We start from the raw sequence: 13,996 nt of genomic DNA, 5'->3' as shown, positions 1-13,996 counted from the left end.
CGGTCAAGCGGCGCAGGGCGCAGGCGTCCGATACTGGAAACCATGACGACGACCCCTGTTCTCCGGTCATGACCGACCCCGGTCGTGACCGCGTGCGTGAATTGCTCGACGCAGTACTCGCCGACGACAACGTCTCGCTGTCCGGAATGGCGGCGGGTGCGCACAGCTCCGAATTCCATTTCAGCAGGCAGGTGAGCCGATTCGCCGGAGAGTCACCGGTGGCGATGCGTCGGCGGGTGATGCTCGAGCGGGCGTGCTGGTATCTGCGCCAGGGGAGTTCGGTCACCGAGGTGGCCTTCGATTCCGGCTACGACACGGTCGAGGGATTCAGCCGGGCCTACTCCCGCGCCTTCGGCCACCCACCGAGTTCCGCCGGCGCCGACTCGTCCCGCGGGCACTGGCTACCCGCGCCCAACGGTATCCACTTCCATTCGCCCACCGGTCTGTATGTCGAGGATTGCGACGGCGCGGGCACCTCCGCGGGATACGGTGAGACCGCGGGCAATCCGGTGGCGCTGATGGTACGACACGACCTCGACGACGTGACTGCGCTGCTCGATGCCGCCACGGGACTCGAGGCCGCCGAGTACGAGCGAATCAGGTTGCCGGAGCACCGGATCAGCGACTGGCAGGGTCCGGACGACTCGATCGCGCACGTGCTGGCGCACCTGGTCGCCGACAAGGTGCCGTGGCTCGCCGCAATCGAGGGCCACGATGCGCCGGCCGACATCCCGACCGGCCTCGACGCCTTGATCGCACTGCACCAGGAGGTCTCGGGTCGTTGGCTCGCGCTGATCCGGGAGATCGATCGTCACCACGCCTGGGCCGACCGCGTGATCGACGCCATCTGTGAACCGCCGGAATCGTTCCTGCTGTCCGAGATCGTCGCGCATGTGTTGACCTTCGCCGCCCACCGGCGTGTTCTCGTCCGGATGATGATGCGCGACGCGGGCGTCGATCTCTCACCCGATCACCGTGACCCCGACCCGATCATGTGGCACCGCAACCGAACCGGAGGACTCTCGTGAGCACTCGATTCCGTTACTACACCGCGACGACGCTCGACGGGTTTCTCGCCGACGACCACGACGACCTCGGATGGCTGCTGCGTCAGCCCATCGACGAGACCGGCCCGATGAATTACACCGACTTCATCGGCGATATCGGGGTGGTGGTGATGGGGGCCACGACCTACCGGTGGGTGGTCGACCACGAGGTCGGTGGCGGTAAACCATGGCCGTATACGACACCGACATTCGTGTTCACCCACCGTGACCTCGAGCCGGTCGCGCCGTCGATTCGCTTCGTCTCCGGCCCGCTCGCCGATCGACGACAGACCCTCCTCGACGCCGCTGCCGGCAAAGACATCTGGGTTGTCGGGGGAGGGGATCTGGCGGCCCAATTCGCGGAGGCCGGCATGCTCGACGAGATCATCGTCAACATCGCCCCGGTCATGCTCGGCAGTGGGCGTCCGCTGTTCACCCGCCCCGCCGATCTCCGGTTGATCGACCACGGTCGCAACGAGGCATTCGTCTGTGCCCGTTACGAAGTGGTCGGGCCCGACGGAGCTAGGTGAGCGCCGTCGGGGTCAACCGCGGCCCGCTGATCAGCGGTAGGTCCAGGGTCGTGCGAATGCCCGCCGGGCCGGCCACGACCGCCGGGATGGCGTTGACGATACGGCCCGCGGCGGCCACGATCGCGGCGTGGTTGTGGTCGCCCTTGCGGCTCGTCGGACAGATGTCGATGCGATAGGACGGTTCGCCGGTGATCTCCACGCGGTAGCAGCCGCCCGGTTGCGCGGGCTGCGCCCAGTCCGGCCGGAGATCGCCACGCAAGCGGGTGACGTGTTCGATGACGATCCCGGGCTTGCCGTCGACCATGCCGATGATCTCGAAGCGCACCGCGGCCCTCGTCCCCTTCGCGATGGTTCCGGTGGCAACCTCGAAATCTTCGGGGGCAGGCTCGCTTTCGTGACGTTCGACGATCTCATCGATGGTCACGTCCATCGCGGCGGCGATCTGATGCAGTGAGGTTCCCCACGCGAGTCCCAGGATGCCGGGCAGGAAGAGCATCGGGGTCTGATCGAGCGGAGCGCCGAAACCCATCACATCCACCATCACCTCGGTGCCGTCGTAGGTCGCGTAGTCGGCGATCTCCATGCAGCGGATCTGCTCGACGTGTTGACAGGTTCCGCTGAACGCGAGCGGGATCAGGTCGCTGACGAAACCGGGATCGACACCGGTGATGAACACCGCGGCATCGTGGTCGAGCGCGGCGGTGGCCACCTTGTCGATGGCCTTGGGCGGCATGGCACCCCACGGATACTGCAGCGGTCCGGGCGCGGAGCCGACCACGTGAATGCCCGCCGAGAGCAGCCGCACGACGTCGGCCGTCGCCTCGATCGGACGGGTGTCGCCCATCGCGCAGTACACGACGCACTGCGGTGACGCCGCGATCACCGCATCGAGACCCTCGGTCGCCACCACCCCGGTGGTGTCCGCGGCACCGGCGATCGTTGCGGCGTCGAGGCCAACCTTCTCCGGGGAGTGCACACCGACGGCGACGAGATCGAAGCGGGGATCGGCGATGACCTGGGCGAGCGCGAGGCGTCCGGCGTTGCCGGTTCCCACCACCGCCACCCGGATCGCCGGGTCGCCAACATCTCCCATGTCTGCCTCTCTGCCGCGGCGCCGGACCGCGAAAACCAGGCCCGCTCGCTTCGCTTCCGGCACCCGTGGTGAACAACTGTCTGGTCTGGTGTCCATATCAGTAGAACACGTTCTCGCCGAACTGGCTAGAACGTGTTCTCATTCGAGATGCTGCGCGGTAGGGTTGCTCGCCATGGGACGAGTCGACGGCAAGGTTGCACTGATCACAGGCGGTGCGCGTGGGATGGGCGCCTCGCATGCCCGCGCTCTGGTGGCGGAGGGGGCGAAGGTCGTCATCGGCGACATCCTCGACGACGAGGGCGGTGTCTTGGCCGCCGAACTCGGTGAGGCCGCACGCTTCGTGCATCTCGACGTCACCGATCCGGAGCAGTGGCAGGCCGCGGTTACCACGGCCGTCGAGGAATTCGGCAAGGTCGATGTGCTGGTGAACAACGCCGGTATCGTCAACGGCTCGACGATTCAGAAGTTTCGTCTGGACAAGTGGCGGCAGATCATCGACGTCAACCTGACCGGCACGTTCCTCGGCATACAGACCGTCGCCGACCCGATGATCGCGGCGGGCGGTGGGTCGATCATCAACGTGTCCTCGGTCGAGGGGCTGCGCGGAAGTCCTTGGGCGCATGGGTATGTGGCGTCCAAGTGGGGTGTGCGCGGGCTGGCCAAGTCGGCCGCGCTCGAGCTCGCGCCGCACAACGTCCGCGTCAACTCGATCCACCCGGGCCTCATCCGCACGCCGATGACCGAGGGGATTCCCGAGGACATGGTCAAGGTCCCGATGGGACGCGCTGCCGAATCCGCCGAGGTCTCGACATTCGTGGTGTTCCTGGCGAGCGACGAATCGTCGTACGCCACCGGCGCCGAGTTCGTGATGGACGGTGGTCTGTCGGCCGACGTACCCCACAAATGATCTCGCGTCCGCGCAACCGTCGGCCGCGCCACGATTCGGACAATTAATTCAACAACTGTTGACTTTGTGACCTGGGCGGACCTACCGTCGCTGGTATGCGAGCGATGATCATCAAGGAATTCCGCGAATTGGTGCGCGACAAGCGCACGCTCGGTCTGCTGGTTGCGATGCCGTTGCTGTTGCTGGTGATCTTCGGATACGCCGCCAACTTCTACGTCTCCTCCGTACAGACGGCGGTGGTCGGACCGCAGGCGAACACCGTCGCCGCCGGTCTGCCGTCCTACTTCGAGGTGACCGACAAGTCGACCGACACCACTGCCGCCGATGCCCGGGACATGTTGCGTGACAACAAGGTCGACGTCGCGATGGTGACCGGCGACTCGCCGACGGCGCCCATCGAGGCACTTGTCGACGGGTCCAATCTGTTTGCCGCGCAATCGGCGGTCGGTGCCCTCAACAAGTTCGGTGCCAAGGTGCACATCGAGGTGCTCTTCAATCCCTCGCTCAAGACGTCGTGGGTGATGGTGCCCGCGATCATCGGTCTCATCCTCACCTTCATCGGCACGATCATCACCAGTATCGGACTGGTGCGTGAACGCGAGACCGGGACGCTCGAACAGCTTGCGGTGATGCCGATCTCGCCTGCCCAGGTCATCCTCGGCAAGATCGTGCCCTACTTCCTGGTCGCGGCCGTGGACATGATCATCGTGACGGTGCTCGGCATGCTCCTGTTCGACGTGCCGTTCAACGGCAACGTGCTCACCTTCGCGATCGGCGCCGCGTTGTTCTTGTTCGTGGTGCTGGGTCTGGGGGTGTTCATATCCACGATCTCCCAGACCACCGGGCAGGCCATCCAAACCGCCTTCTTCTTTCTGCTTCCACAGATCCTGTTGTCCGGCATGATCTTTCCGCTCGACGCGATGGCCGCGGGAGTGCGCTGGATCGGGTATCTGCTGCCACTGACCTATTTCACGATGATCTCGCAGGGGGTGATGCTGCGTGGGGCGCCCATCTCGACGCTGTGGCTGCCGCTGCTGATACTCGCCGTGATGGCGGTCATCGTGTTCACCGCGGCAACCATGCGGTTCCGTCGTGACCTTGCGCCGGGCACCGGTCATCGACGCGCGGCCCAGGAGAAGGCCGCATGATGATCGGGGCCGAGGACGTCACCGTGACGTTCGGGAAGACCACGGCTCTGGATTCGGTGAGCGTGCGCGCTCACGAGGGTGAGATCGTGGCCATCGTGGGTGGTGACGGAGCCGGAAAGTCGACACTGCTGCGGCTCTTCGCCGGCGAGGTGCAGCCGAATTCCGGGCAGGTGCACCGTCCACCCAAGAAGCACGTGGGATTCCTCGCGGCCGGTCCGGGCAGTTGGGGAGCTCTGACCGTCCGGCAGAATCTCGACTTCGTCGGCGGCATCTACGGACTCGGAGGAGAGCAACTCCGTTCGCGCCGTGACGAATTGATCGAGCGTTCCGGTCTGTCCGTGGCGGCCGACCGGATGGCGCGGGACCTGTCCGGCGGTATGCGACGCAAGCTGGGCACCGCGATGGCCATGATCCACCGCCCACCGCTGTTGATCCTCGACGAACCGAGTACCGGCGTCGACCCGGTGAGTCGGATCGATCTGTGGGGCATGATCGCCGAGACGGCAGCGGCGGGGACCGCCGTCCTGATGTCGACGACCTACCTCGACGAGGCCGAGCGCGCGGGTGATCTCGTCGTGCTCGACGACGGTCACGTACTCGTCGACGGATCCTACGATTCGGTGCGAGAAGGCTTCTCCGGCATCATCACCGAGGGCGCCACCCCGGTGCGACGAGACTGGTCGTGGCGGCGCGGCCACCAACGCCACGAATACTGGACGACAGAAGAAGACACGACCCCGGATTCCAGGGTCGCCCCCGACCTCGAGGACATCGTGATCGCACTCTCCTTGGCGCGGCGGAACAGTCAGGGGGCACCGGCATGAGCGCGGAGCAACGGGGGACCACGCCCGAGGCCACCGGATCGCTACTCGGCAGCCGTTCGGTGACCCGACGATTCGGTGATTTCGTCGCCGTGTCCGAGGTCACGATGTCGGTGGAGTCGGGTGAGGTCGTCGGACTTCTCGGCGCCAACGGTGCCGGCAAGACGACCCTTATCCGGATGTTGTTGGGATTACTCGCGCCGACCGACGGGCAGACCTCCCTGTTCGACGGCCCACCCGACCAGCGCCGGCGGGCGCGGCTCGGCTACGTGCCCCAGAATCTGGGCCTGTACCGCGATCTGACCGTGCGCGAGAACATGACGTTCAGCGCGGATGCCTATCACGGTGATGCGATGGTCCCCGCCGATCTCGCGGGCTACGCCGACACCCTCGTCGGGAATCTGCCGCTCGGCACCCAGCGCAAGGTCGCCTTCGCGGTCGCGCTCGCCCATCATCCCGACATCCTCGTCCTCGACGAGCCGACCTCGGGGGTGGATGCGTTGTCCCGGGCGCAGCTCTGGGACACCATTCGCGCGCAGGCGGATTCCGGGGTGGGGGTTCTGGTCACCACGCATTACATGGAGGAGGCGCAGGAGTGCGACCGGCTGCTGCTGATGTCGGCGGGTCGGCTGGTCGCGCAGGGCAGTGAGGAGGACGTCGTCGGTGACACGCGCGCCGCGCTCGTGGACACGCCGGACTGGCGCGGAGCCTTCGCGGCGCTGCAGGGCGCAGGTGTTCCGGTCATCCTGGCCGGCCGGACCATCCGGGTGGCCGACACCGATCCGGCGCAGGTGCGCGGCATCCTCGAGCATGCCGACATCTCCGCCGAGGTCACCACGGTCCCGGCGACCATCGAGGAACGGATGCTGGTTCTCGCCCGCACCCCGGAAACGCGATGACCGGGCGGACGCGGGGCAGACCACCGGCGGGACAGTCGCGCGACACTCGCGAGAGGATCCTGACGGCGACCCGGGAATTACTGGCGGACAACGGGTTCGATCGAACCACGGTACGTGCCGTGGCCGGCCGTGCCGGTGTCGACCCGGCGTTGGTCCATCACTACTTCGGGCCGAAGAAGAACCTGGTGGCCGAGGCACTACGACCGCCCGTCGACTTGTCGGTGGTGTTCGTCGACATGCCGACCGACGAGCGTGCCGGCCCGGAGTTCGTGCGACGGGCCATCCGAGCGTGGGAAACACCGGAGTTGCAATCACACATTCCCGGCGTCCTGCGGCTCATCGCTTCGACCAACCATGCCGCCGGCCCGGCGCAGGACGTTCCGGGAGCAATCGTGGAGGTTGCGCTCGGCGGTGCGGTCCGCGCCGACCGCCGAGAGCGGCGACTGGCGCTGATCGCCTCCCAGATGTTCGGACTTCTCATGATGCGCTTCGTGATCCAGCAACCGGAGATCGTGGCAGCCGATCGCGACCAGCTCGTGGCGCAGGTCGGCCCGGTCATCACCCACTATCTCACCGGCGACCTGACCTGAGCGCTACGGCGCGGATTCGTCCGTCTCGGCGACGCCGGGGGTGTCGCGCTCGTCCCAGATGAACAGGGCGAGGGTGACGCCCAGGAATGCCGCAGGTATCCAGGCCGCGTGGACCCCGATGAGGTGTGTGGCCAGCGCGCCGATCAGAGCGCCGCCCGCGAAGATCCCGACCACTCCGAGATAGATCGCCAGTGGCCGCCGCGATTCCGGGTCGCGATCCACCGCCACCCCGTGTGCCGCCTCGACCAGACGCATCAGGTTCCCGGTGGTGGCGATGGCGACGTAGTTGTGCCCGGCGACGTTCCGGAACATCTCGATCTGCATCGCGGCGACGAAGGCTATCGGGATCGTCACCGTATAGTGCGGGGCACTCGACGGGATGAATCCGACGATGGCGAGGATCGCCGCTTGCAGGGCGACGGTCACCCGGATCGGGTGGGGCAGTAGGCGATCGAGCCTGCCCTTGCGGATGTGCACCGCCGCCCCGATTCCGACGAGGAATGCCAGAATCGGCCACACATGCGCCAGCGCCTGCATCGGGTGTCGCTGGGCGATCTCGACGGCGAAGAACACCACGTTCCCGGTTTGAGCGGTGGCGAAGGCGCCACCTCGCGCGAGGTAGGTATAGCTGTCGAGGAATCCGCCCGCGCAGGTGACGAGGAAGGCGAATCGTAACGAGGAACTGGTCTGTACCGTCGGCATTGATCGGCTCTCTGACTCTCGTTCGGCTCAGGCGGTGCCGTAGATCCGGTCGCCGGCGTCACCGAGACCGGGCAGGATGTAACCGTTGGCATCGAGTTCACGGTCCACCGACGCGGTGAACACCGGCACGTCCGGGTGGGCGCCGTGAAGCATCGCCAGACCCTCGGGGCAGGTCAACAGAGCGACGAACCGGATCGAGCGCGGCCGATACTCCTTGATCCGGTCCACCGCGGCCACCGCCGAATGTCCGGTGGCCAGCAGTGGGTCGACGATCACGACGTCGCGTTCCTCGAGCTCACGAGGCATCTTGAAGTAATACTCCACGGCAACATGGGTTTTCGGATCGCGGTAGAGCCCGATGTGACCGATCCGCGCACCGGGCACCACCGTGAGCATGCCGTCGGCGATCGAGGTTCCCCCACGCAGGATCGACGCGAAGACCAGCTTCTTGCCGTCGATCACCCGGCCGGTGGTGACCTCCATCGGCGTCTTGACGGTGATCTCCTGCATCGGGATGTCGGCGAGTACGTCGTAGGCCATCAGGGTGGCGATCTCGTTGAGCAGGCGGCGGAAATCGTTGGTGGAGGTGTCGGCCTGTCGCATCAGCGTCAGCTTGTGTTGCACGAGTGGATGATCGATGACGTGCACGGCATTCATCAGGTGGCCCTTCTTCGATGGTCGGTGGACGTCCGGGTGCCCGGGTCAGAACACCGTTCCATCGCTGTCGATGGTCAATGGTGGCAGGCCGCCCCGCAGCTGGGCCGCATATCGGCGCCCGGCGGCCCAGGTCCCGCCTTCGAGGACGCATGCCAGGGGCAATCCCGGGACACCGAGTTCGGCGGCCACCAGTGGTGCGAGTTCGTCGAGCAGGGCCACGGTCAGTGCGCGCCACTCGACGACGAACTCGTCGCCGACCGACCACACCGACTGTGCGGCATCCGGATTCACCGTGGCCAGGACGCCGGAGTCGAGCAGCAGGCCGCCGTTGCGATATTCGGGCAACGCGGTCAGATCATCGAGGCCGCCGACCTCGACCCCGGCCGCCGCGAAGGGTTCGAGCAGCGAATACGTCAGCCACTGCGACAGCTTGTGGAACGGCATCCATCCGTCGGTCGCACCGGGGCCGTGGACGTCACCATGGCGCCAGCAGTCGCCCAGCGCGATGCCGTCGATCCGGTTGTCCGAGGGCCAGATCGGGGCGAAGAGATCGAGCAGTGCGGTGAGGATCTCGTGTGCCCGGATCTCTCGTGTGCCGCCTCCGAGGTGGTCGAACAGATCGCCCGGACGTCCGGTGCCGAACACGTCTGGTCGTGCCGCCATGGCGTCGGCGAGCCGGGTCAGTACCTGCAGCCGACCGTCGAGACCGACGAGCGGCGTGGTCTCGGTGATGCCGAAAGCTGTTGACAGGCGCGCCGAATCCAGAAGGCGCAGACCGTCGGCATCTACCCGTAGGGGCTTTTCGGGGCTGCCGGAGAAGACGCCGCCGAAGAACGCGTGGACGCTTGCCACCGCGAGTCCCTCGGAGCGGGTGAACCGCAGTCCGGTGCCCGGCTCGTCGAAGTACCAGTCGGCTCCGGCGCCGGCGTCGAGAAGAACACTCACCACGGCGAGATCGATGTGGGTGCGGGCGCGCTCGGCGGCATCGACGTCGCCGAGTCGCGCGTCGAGTTCCGCGCGGCGATCGATGCCGCCGGCCTCGACGTGGCGCCACCGGCTGTGGAAGGGGATGTCGAGGTCGGGGTAGCGCTCGCGCGTCAGCGCCGACACGAACTCGACCACCGTGCCGATGCGTGAGTCGTCGACCGTGAAATGGGCGGATCGGCCGGCACGGGCGGAGGCGAGGAGATCACCTGCGCGACGCCGGATCTCGGCGGTCGACCGAAGAGCGGCGGGCCCGTCGAGGGTGCCCACCGACGGCGTCGAGGACCGGCCAGCGGGTGAGCTCATCGGCTCAGCCCCCGGCCCTTCACCTGACGCAGGTCGTCGGTGGTCGGCACCGCGCCGCTGGTGAAATAGCCTGCGGCTGTTTTGGCGTCGATCTCCACGCGCGCATCCTCCGGGATGAGTTCGGGTGGTATGTCGACGCGTTCGCCGACCTCGATGCCCGAGCCGGTGATGGCGTCGTATTTCATGTTGCTCATCGACACCAGCCGGTCGATACGGGTGATACCAAGCCAGTGCAGGACGTCGGGCATGAGTTCTTGAAAACGCATGTCCTGAACGCCGGCAACGCATTCGGTGCGAGCGAAGTACTGATCGGCGGTGTCGCCGCCGATCTGTCGTTTGCGGGCGTTGTAGACCAGGAACTTGGTGACCTCGCCGAGGGCGCGCCCCTCCTTGCGGGAGTAGGCGACCAGACCCACCCCGCCGCGCTGGACTCCCTGGATGCATTCCTCGATCGCGTGGGTGAGATAGGGGCGGCAGGTGCAGATGTCCGAGCCGAACACGTCCGAGCCGTTGCACTCGTCGTGCACCCGCGCGGTCAGTTCGACAGCGGGATCGGACAGGCCTTGCGGATCGCCGAAGATGTAGACGGTCTGGCCACCGATCGGCGGCAGGAAGACCTCCAGATCCGGTCGCGTCACCAGCTCCGGGTACATGCCACCGGTCTCCTCGAAGAGGACACGGCGCAATTCGGTGTCGCTGCAGCCGAATCGATCGGCAATGCCGGGTAACCACCACACGGGTTCGACGGCCGCCTTGGTGACCAGCGCCGCGCCGGCGGGCAGCAGGACCTCGCCATCGGGCTGCAGGCGACCCTGTGCGATGGCATCGATGATCTCGGGCAGGATCACATGGGCCTTGGTGATCGCGATCGTGGGACGGATGTCGTATCCCGCGGCGAGGGGTTCCGGGAACGACTCGGCGACGAGTGCGCCCCAGGGATCGATGCTGACGATGGCGTTGCGGTCGGCCCACTGTGGGTGCGGCCCGACGACGTCGGTGGGGGAGGTGTTGGTGAGGTCGGCCCGATGCTCCCGCGACAGCGCGCCGGAGGCGACGGCGAGCGCGCGATAGACGCTGTAGGAGCCGGAGTGCGTCCCGATCACGTTGCGGTGGGCGCGGTCGGTGGTGGTTGCGATCACCGGCCCCCGCTCTCGGGCAGTCGGCGCACCCCAGGTGATGGCCGGGGCACTGGCACCGCCGCTGTGCGAGGTGAGGCGGATGTGCCCGGGTGTGCGCACCGCCGACGGCCGAGAATCCGCGGGCACAGAACTGTCGGATGCGGCAGGCATCGGCGACTCCTTTCACCTACCCCGGCATTCGGTGGTACCGGTATCCCGGATGCCTCCCTCGGGGAAACCGCCAGCATAGCCACTGCCGACGGCTGCCGCCGGGCGAGCGGGCGGGGCATCGGCACCGATCTCAGCGGTCTGCCGGGCGCGAGTGCACCGACACCGCGTAATCCCCGCCGGCGAACGGCCGGCGGTCCCAGGTGGCGAATCTCCCGACCGGTTCGAGGCCGGCGGAGCGGGCGTGGATGTCGTAGTCGGACAGTGCAAGACGGTCCGGGCGGAGCTGGAATCCGGCGACCAGCAGCCCGCCCGGCCGTAGCCTCGACGCGCACTGGCGCAGCACCCCGGCCTCGGTGCCGGGCGTGAGGAAGATCATCACGTTCCCGGCGAGCACAATGAGATCGAAGACCTCGTCGAGGTGGGCGTCGAGTGAACTCAGATCGGCTCGGAGCCAACGGATGTCGCCGGACTTGCGGTGGGCGGTCGCCAGCATCGAGGGGTCGGCGTCGACGCCGACGACCTCGAAACCGCGGCGGGCCAGCTCGATGGCAACCCGCCCCGTGCCGCACCCGGCGTCGAGTATGCGCCGACCGCCGATCCCGCGTGCGAGATCGGCGACCAGGTCGGCTTCACCGTGGATGTTCTCGCCCGCGGCGGCCAGGCAAGACCAGCGGTCGTCGTAGTCGTCACCACGTGGCGCCGCCGTGCCGTCCCATCGGGTCATGAGCCGAGTGTGTCACGTGAAGAGCCCACGTCCCGGGACGGCACATGAACCAACACGCCTGTCGGCGGGAAACGTGTTGACTCCGGGCACCCCGGACGATGACACTGGCGCACGTGAATCGACGGGAGGTCGCCGGCGTACGCGCCGGCCGCAGATAGCCGCAGGCATACGCCGCGAACGTCCGACAGAGGCGTTCGCGCGATGAGTCATTTCTGCGGACACACGCTCCGCGTCCCTTCACCACCGTGCGACGTCACCACCGTGCGATCGGCCGTCGACGCCGCGCCTGCACGGCAGCTCACCCTCGCGCGGTGCACATCTCCCAGGAGTCTTCCATGCGACCCATGACCGAATCAGAGATCCGCGCATCGTTCGTCAACACCTCGGTGCGTGAACGCAAAGCGATCACCATGCCCGACGGATTCGACGCCATCCGGTGGGACCGGCTCGACTATCTCGGTTGGCGCGATCCCAAATCACCGGGCACCGGGTATCTCGTTCTCGCTCCCGCGCCCGACGCAGGTGACGACTCCGGGGAGGGCGGCGGTGCCGAGCCGACCGGGATCATGCTGCGTGCCGGCGCCGTCCCGGCCCGCACGCGACCGCAATGCGCACTGTGCGAAGACATTTCGCTACCCAATGAGGTGATCCTCTTCGCCGCGCGGCGCGCGGGCGCCGCGGGTCGCAAGGGTGACACCGTCGGAACCCTCATCTGTGCGAACTTCGAATGCTCGGAGAACGTGCGACGCAAGCCGTCGTCGGCGATGGCCGGTGACGATCCCGAGCGGGTACGTCGGCTGCGCATCGGTGCGCTGCGCGAGCGGGTCGCACGGTTCGTCGCCCGAGTCGGGGAGCCGGTGACCCGGTGACCCGGTGACGTACGACGATCGGGGGCACCGACGCGACATGCGCGACGATGCCCCCGATCGGGTGCGATGACCGGCCAGGTCAGTGCAGGTCGTACCGGTCGAGTTCCATCACCTTGGTCCACGCGGCGACGAAGTCGGCCACGAACTTCTCCGTGGAGGTGTCCTCGGCGTACACCTCGGCCAATGCCCGCAGATCCGAGTTCGACCCGAAGGCCAGATCCACCCGCGTGCCGGTCCACTTCTGCGCGCCGGTCGCCCGATCGGTCGCGACATAAGTGCCGTCATCGGCCGGCGACGGTGCCCACTCGACGTCCATGTCACAGATGTTGACGAAGAAGTCGTTGGTCAGCGTGCCGGGCGTTTCGGTGAGCACACCGAGTGACGAACCCTGATAGTTGGCGCCGAGCACGCGCAGACCACCGACGAGCACCGTCATCTCCGGTGCCGAGAGGGTCAACAGGTTGGCCTTGTCGACCAGGTTGTACTCGGCGGGCAGTTCGTTGCCCTTGCCCTCGTAGTTGCGGAAACCGTCGTAGCGCGGCTCGAGGTATGCGAACGACTCGACGTCGGTCTCGTCCTGCGAGGCGTCGGTACGACCGGGTGTGAACGGCACCGACACCGACAATCCGGCGGCCTTGGCCGCCTTCTCGATGCCGACGACACCGCCGAGCACCACGAGATCGGCGAAGGAGACCTTCGGACCGGACTCCTTGTTGAAGGCGTCGGCGATTCCTTCGAGGGTGCTGATGACCTGTGCCAGCTCGTCCGGTTCGCTGGATTCCCAACCCAATTGGGGCTGCAACCGGATCCGGCCGCCGTTCGCGCCCCCGCGGAAGTCACTGCCGCGGAACGTCGCCGCTGCCTTCCACGCGGTCGAGACCAGTTGTGCCACCGACAGACCGGACTCGAGGATTGACGACTTCAGCGAGTCGACGTCGGCGTCGGAGATCGTCGGTCCCTGCTGTGCGGGAACGTTGTCCTGCCACAGGTAGGTCTCGGCGGGGGCCAACGGACCGCGGTAGCGGATGGCCGGGCCCATGTCACGGTGCAGCAGCTTGAACCAGGCCTTGGCGAACTCGTCGGCCAGCTCTTCGGGATGATCGAGCCAGCGGCGGGTGATCTCGCCGTAGATCGGATCGAACCGCATCGTGAGGTCGGTGGTCAGCATCGACGGGTGGGTCTTGCCGTCGCCCTGGGCCATCGGCACCGAGTTGGCCCAGCCGTTGTCCTTGGGCTTCCACTGGTTGGCTCCGGCCGGGCTCTTGGTCAGTTCCCACTCGTTGCCGTAGAGGATCTCCAGGAACGAGTTGTCCCACTTGGTGGGGGTGTGGGTCCAGGTGACCTCCAGGCCACTGGTGATGGTGTCGTTGCCGACGCCGGTGCCCTGCGGGTTCTTCCAGCCCAGCCCCATCTGTTCCAGCGGTGCGGCCT

General features: G+C 67.0%; 15 protein-coding genes. 8 read left to right on the top strand and 7 right to left on the bottom strand.

The genetic code is table 11. The features are described 5' to 3' along the window. Window positions 1-68 precede the first annotated feature (68 nt). A complete protein-coding gene (locus tag GOPIP_RS02885; protein ID WP_006368035.1) occupies window positions 69-1,028 on the top strand; it encodes a helix-turn-helix domain-containing protein in 960 nt (319 codons plus the stop codon). Next, window positions 1,025-1,576, top strand: a complete 552-nt coding sequence (locus GOPIP_RS02880; protein ID WP_006368034.1) for a dihydrofolate reductase family protein — start codon at window positions 1,025-1,027, stop codon at window positions 1,574-1,576. The genes GOPIP_RS02885 and GOPIP_RS02880 overlap by 4 nt, the downstream gene beginning before the upstream one ends. Here GOPIP_RS02880 and GOPIP_RS02875 read toward each other — a convergent pair. After that, a complete protein-coding gene (locus tag GOPIP_RS02875) occupies window positions 1,569-2,669 on the bottom strand; it encodes an NAD(P)H-dependent amine dehydrogenase family protein (protein ID WP_035727000.1) in 1,101 nt (366 codons plus the stop codon). The genes GOPIP_RS02880 and GOPIP_RS02875 overlap by 8 nt on opposite strands. A 172-nt stretch (window positions 2,670-2,841) precedes the next feature. Between GOPIP_RS02875 and GOPIP_RS02870 the strand changes: the two genes are divergently transcribed. From GOPIP_RS02870 to GOPIP_RS02850, 5 genes are all read left to right on the top strand, one after another. Further along, on the top strand, window positions 2,842-3,576 hold the full coding sequence (locus tag GOPIP_RS02870; protein ID WP_006368032.1) for a glucose 1-dehydrogenase: 735 nt from the start codon (window positions 2,842-2,844) through the stop codon (window positions 3,574-3,576). A 95-nt stretch (window positions 3,577-3,671) separates the two neighbouring features. After that, window positions 3,672-4,724 (top strand): ABC transporter permease, encoded by a 1,053-nt coding sequence (locus tag GOPIP_RS02865; protein ID WP_035726998.1) that lies wholly within the window; start codon window positions 3,672-3,674, stop codon window positions 4,722-4,724. Beyond that, complete coding sequence (locus GOPIP_RS02860; RefSeq protein ID WP_006368030.1) at window positions 4,721-5,548, top strand: ABC transporter ATP-binding protein; 828 nt, start codon at window positions 4,721-4,723, stop codon at window positions 5,546-5,548. Before GOPIP_RS02865 ends, GOPIP_RS02860 begins: the two co-directional genes overlap by 4 nt. Then, complete coding sequence (locus GOPIP_RS02855) at window positions 5,545-6,444, top strand: ABC transporter ATP-binding protein (protein WP_006368029.1); 900 nt, start codon at window positions 5,545-5,547, stop codon at window positions 6,442-6,444. The genes GOPIP_RS02860 and GOPIP_RS02855 overlap by 4 nt, the downstream gene beginning before the upstream one ends. Continuing rightward, window positions 6,441-7,034, top strand: a complete 594-nt coding sequence (locus tag GOPIP_RS02850; RefSeq protein WP_006368028.1) for a TetR/AcrR family transcriptional regulator — start codon at window positions 6,441-6,443, stop codon at window positions 7,032-7,034. Before GOPIP_RS02855 ends, GOPIP_RS02850 begins: the two co-directional genes overlap by 4 nt. Before the next feature lie 3 nt (window positions 7,035-7,037). Here GOPIP_RS02850 and GOPIP_RS02845 read toward each other — a convergent pair whose 3' ends face one another. From GOPIP_RS02845 to GOPIP_RS02825, 5 genes are all read right to left on the bottom strand, one after another. Continuing rightward, the gene (locus tag GOPIP_RS02845) at window positions 7,038-7,736 is read right to left on the bottom strand and encodes a YoaK family protein (RefSeq protein ID WP_006368027.1); all 699 of its coding nucleotides are present in this window, start codon (window positions 7,734-7,736) and stop codon (window positions 7,038-7,040) included. A 27-nt stretch (window positions 7,737-7,763) separates the two neighbouring features. Beyond that, a complete protein-coding gene (gene upp / locus GOPIP_RS02840; RefSeq protein WP_006368026.1) occupies window positions 7,764-8,393 on the bottom strand; it encodes a uracil phosphoribosyltransferase in 630 nt (209 codons plus the stop codon). A 45-nt stretch (window positions 8,394-8,438) separates the two neighbouring features. After that, window positions 8,439-9,683, bottom strand: coding sequence for a URC4/urg3 family protein (locus GOPIP_RS02835; protein ID WP_050955230.1), 1,245 nt, complete (start codon window positions 9,681-9,683; stop codon window positions 8,439-8,441). After that, entirely contained in the window at window positions 9,680-10,972 is a 1,293-nt protein-coding gene (locus GOPIP_RS02830) for a GTP cyclohydrolase II (protein WP_006368024.1), read from the bottom strand. Before GOPIP_RS02830 ends, GOPIP_RS02835 begins: the two co-directional genes overlap by 4 nt. Window positions 10,973-11,102: 130 nt before the next feature. After that, a complete protein-coding gene (locus GOPIP_RS02825) occupies window positions 11,103-11,696 on the bottom strand; it encodes a class I SAM-dependent methyltransferase (RefSeq protein ID WP_006368023.1) in 594 nt (197 codons plus the stop codon). A 335-nt stretch (window positions 11,697-12,031) separates the two neighbouring features. Here GOPIP_RS02825 and GOPIP_RS02820 point away from each other — a divergent pair, with 335 nt between their 5' ends. Beyond that, window positions 12,032-12,565: an FBP domain-containing protein gene (locus GOPIP_RS02820; protein WP_006368022.1), complete on the top strand. Its 534-nt coding sequence runs from the start codon at window positions 12,032-12,034 to the stop codon at window positions 12,563-12,565. A 79-nt stretch (window positions 12,566-12,644) separates the two neighbouring features. Here GOPIP_RS02820 and GOPIP_RS02815 read toward each other — a convergent pair. Continuing rightward, window positions 12,645-13,996, bottom strand: a 1,352-nt coding sequence (locus GOPIP_RS02815; RefSeq protein WP_006368021.1) for a peroxidase family protein, incomplete at its 5' end; no start/stop codon positions are given.

It is taken from the genome of Gordonia polyisoprenivorans NBRC 16320 = JCM 10675, from assembly GCF_000241325.1.
In the GTDB taxonomy this organism is placed as follows: Bacteria; Actinomycetota; Actinomycetes; order Mycobacteriales; family Mycobacteriaceae; genus Gordonia; species Gordonia polyisoprenivorans.
The sequence above is the reverse complement of the archived record's forward strand: the minus strand, read 5'-3'. Positions and strand labels throughout refer to the sequence as shown.

Bases quoted from the DNA above. Each gene is read 5' to 3' on its own strand.
- GOPIP_RS02830 (WP_006368024.1), bottom strand. From the start codon at position 10,972: ATGCCTGCCGCATCCGACAGTTCTGTGCCCGCGGATTCTCGGCCGTCG.
- GOPIP_RS02835 (WP_050955230.1), bottom strand. From the start codon at position 9,683: ATGAGCTCACCCGCTGGCCGGTCCTCGACGCCGTCGGTGGGCACCCTC.
- GOPIP_RS02865 (WP_035726998.1), top strand. From the start codon at position 3,672: ATGCGAGCGATGATCATCAAGGAATTCCGCGAATTGGTGCGCGACAAG.
- GOPIP_RS02845 (WP_006368027.1), bottom strand. From the start codon at position 7,736: ATGCCGACGGTACAGACCAGTTCCTCGTTACGATTCGCCTTCCTCGTC.
- GOPIP_RS02875 (WP_035727000.1), bottom strand. From the start codon at position 2,669: ATGGGAGATGTTGGCGACCCGGCGATCCGGGTGGCGGTGGTGGGAACC.
- GOPIP_RS02885 (WP_006368035.1), top strand. From the start codon at position 69: ATGACCGACCCCGGTCGTGACCGCGTGCGTGAATTGCTCGACGCAGTA.
- upp (WP_006368026.1), bottom strand. From the start codon at position 8,393: ATGAATGCCGTGCACGTCATCGATCATCCACTCGTGCAACACAAGCTG.
- GOPIP_RS02825 (WP_006368023.1), bottom strand. From the start codon at position 11,696: ATGACCCGATGGGACGGCACGGCGGCGCCACGTGGTGACGACTACGAC.
- GOPIP_RS02855 (WP_006368029.1), top strand. From the start codon at position 5,545: ATGAGCGCGGAGCAACGGGGGACCACGCCCGAGGCCACCGGATCGCTA.
- GOPIP_RS02860 (WP_006368030.1), top strand. From the start codon at position 4,721: ATGATGATCGGGGCCGAGGACGTCACCGTGACGTTCGGGAAGACCACG.
- GOPIP_RS02850 (WP_006368028.1), top strand. From the start codon at position 6,441: ATGACCGGGCGGACGCGGGGCAGACCACCGGCGGGACAGTCGCGCGAC.
- GOPIP_RS02820 (WP_006368022.1), top strand. From the start codon at position 12,032: ATGCGACCCATGACCGAATCAGAGATCCGCGCATCGTTCGTCAACACC.
- GOPIP_RS02870 (WP_006368032.1), top strand. From the start codon at position 2,842: ATGGGACGAGTCGACGGCAAGGTTGCACTGATCACAGGCGGTGCGCGT.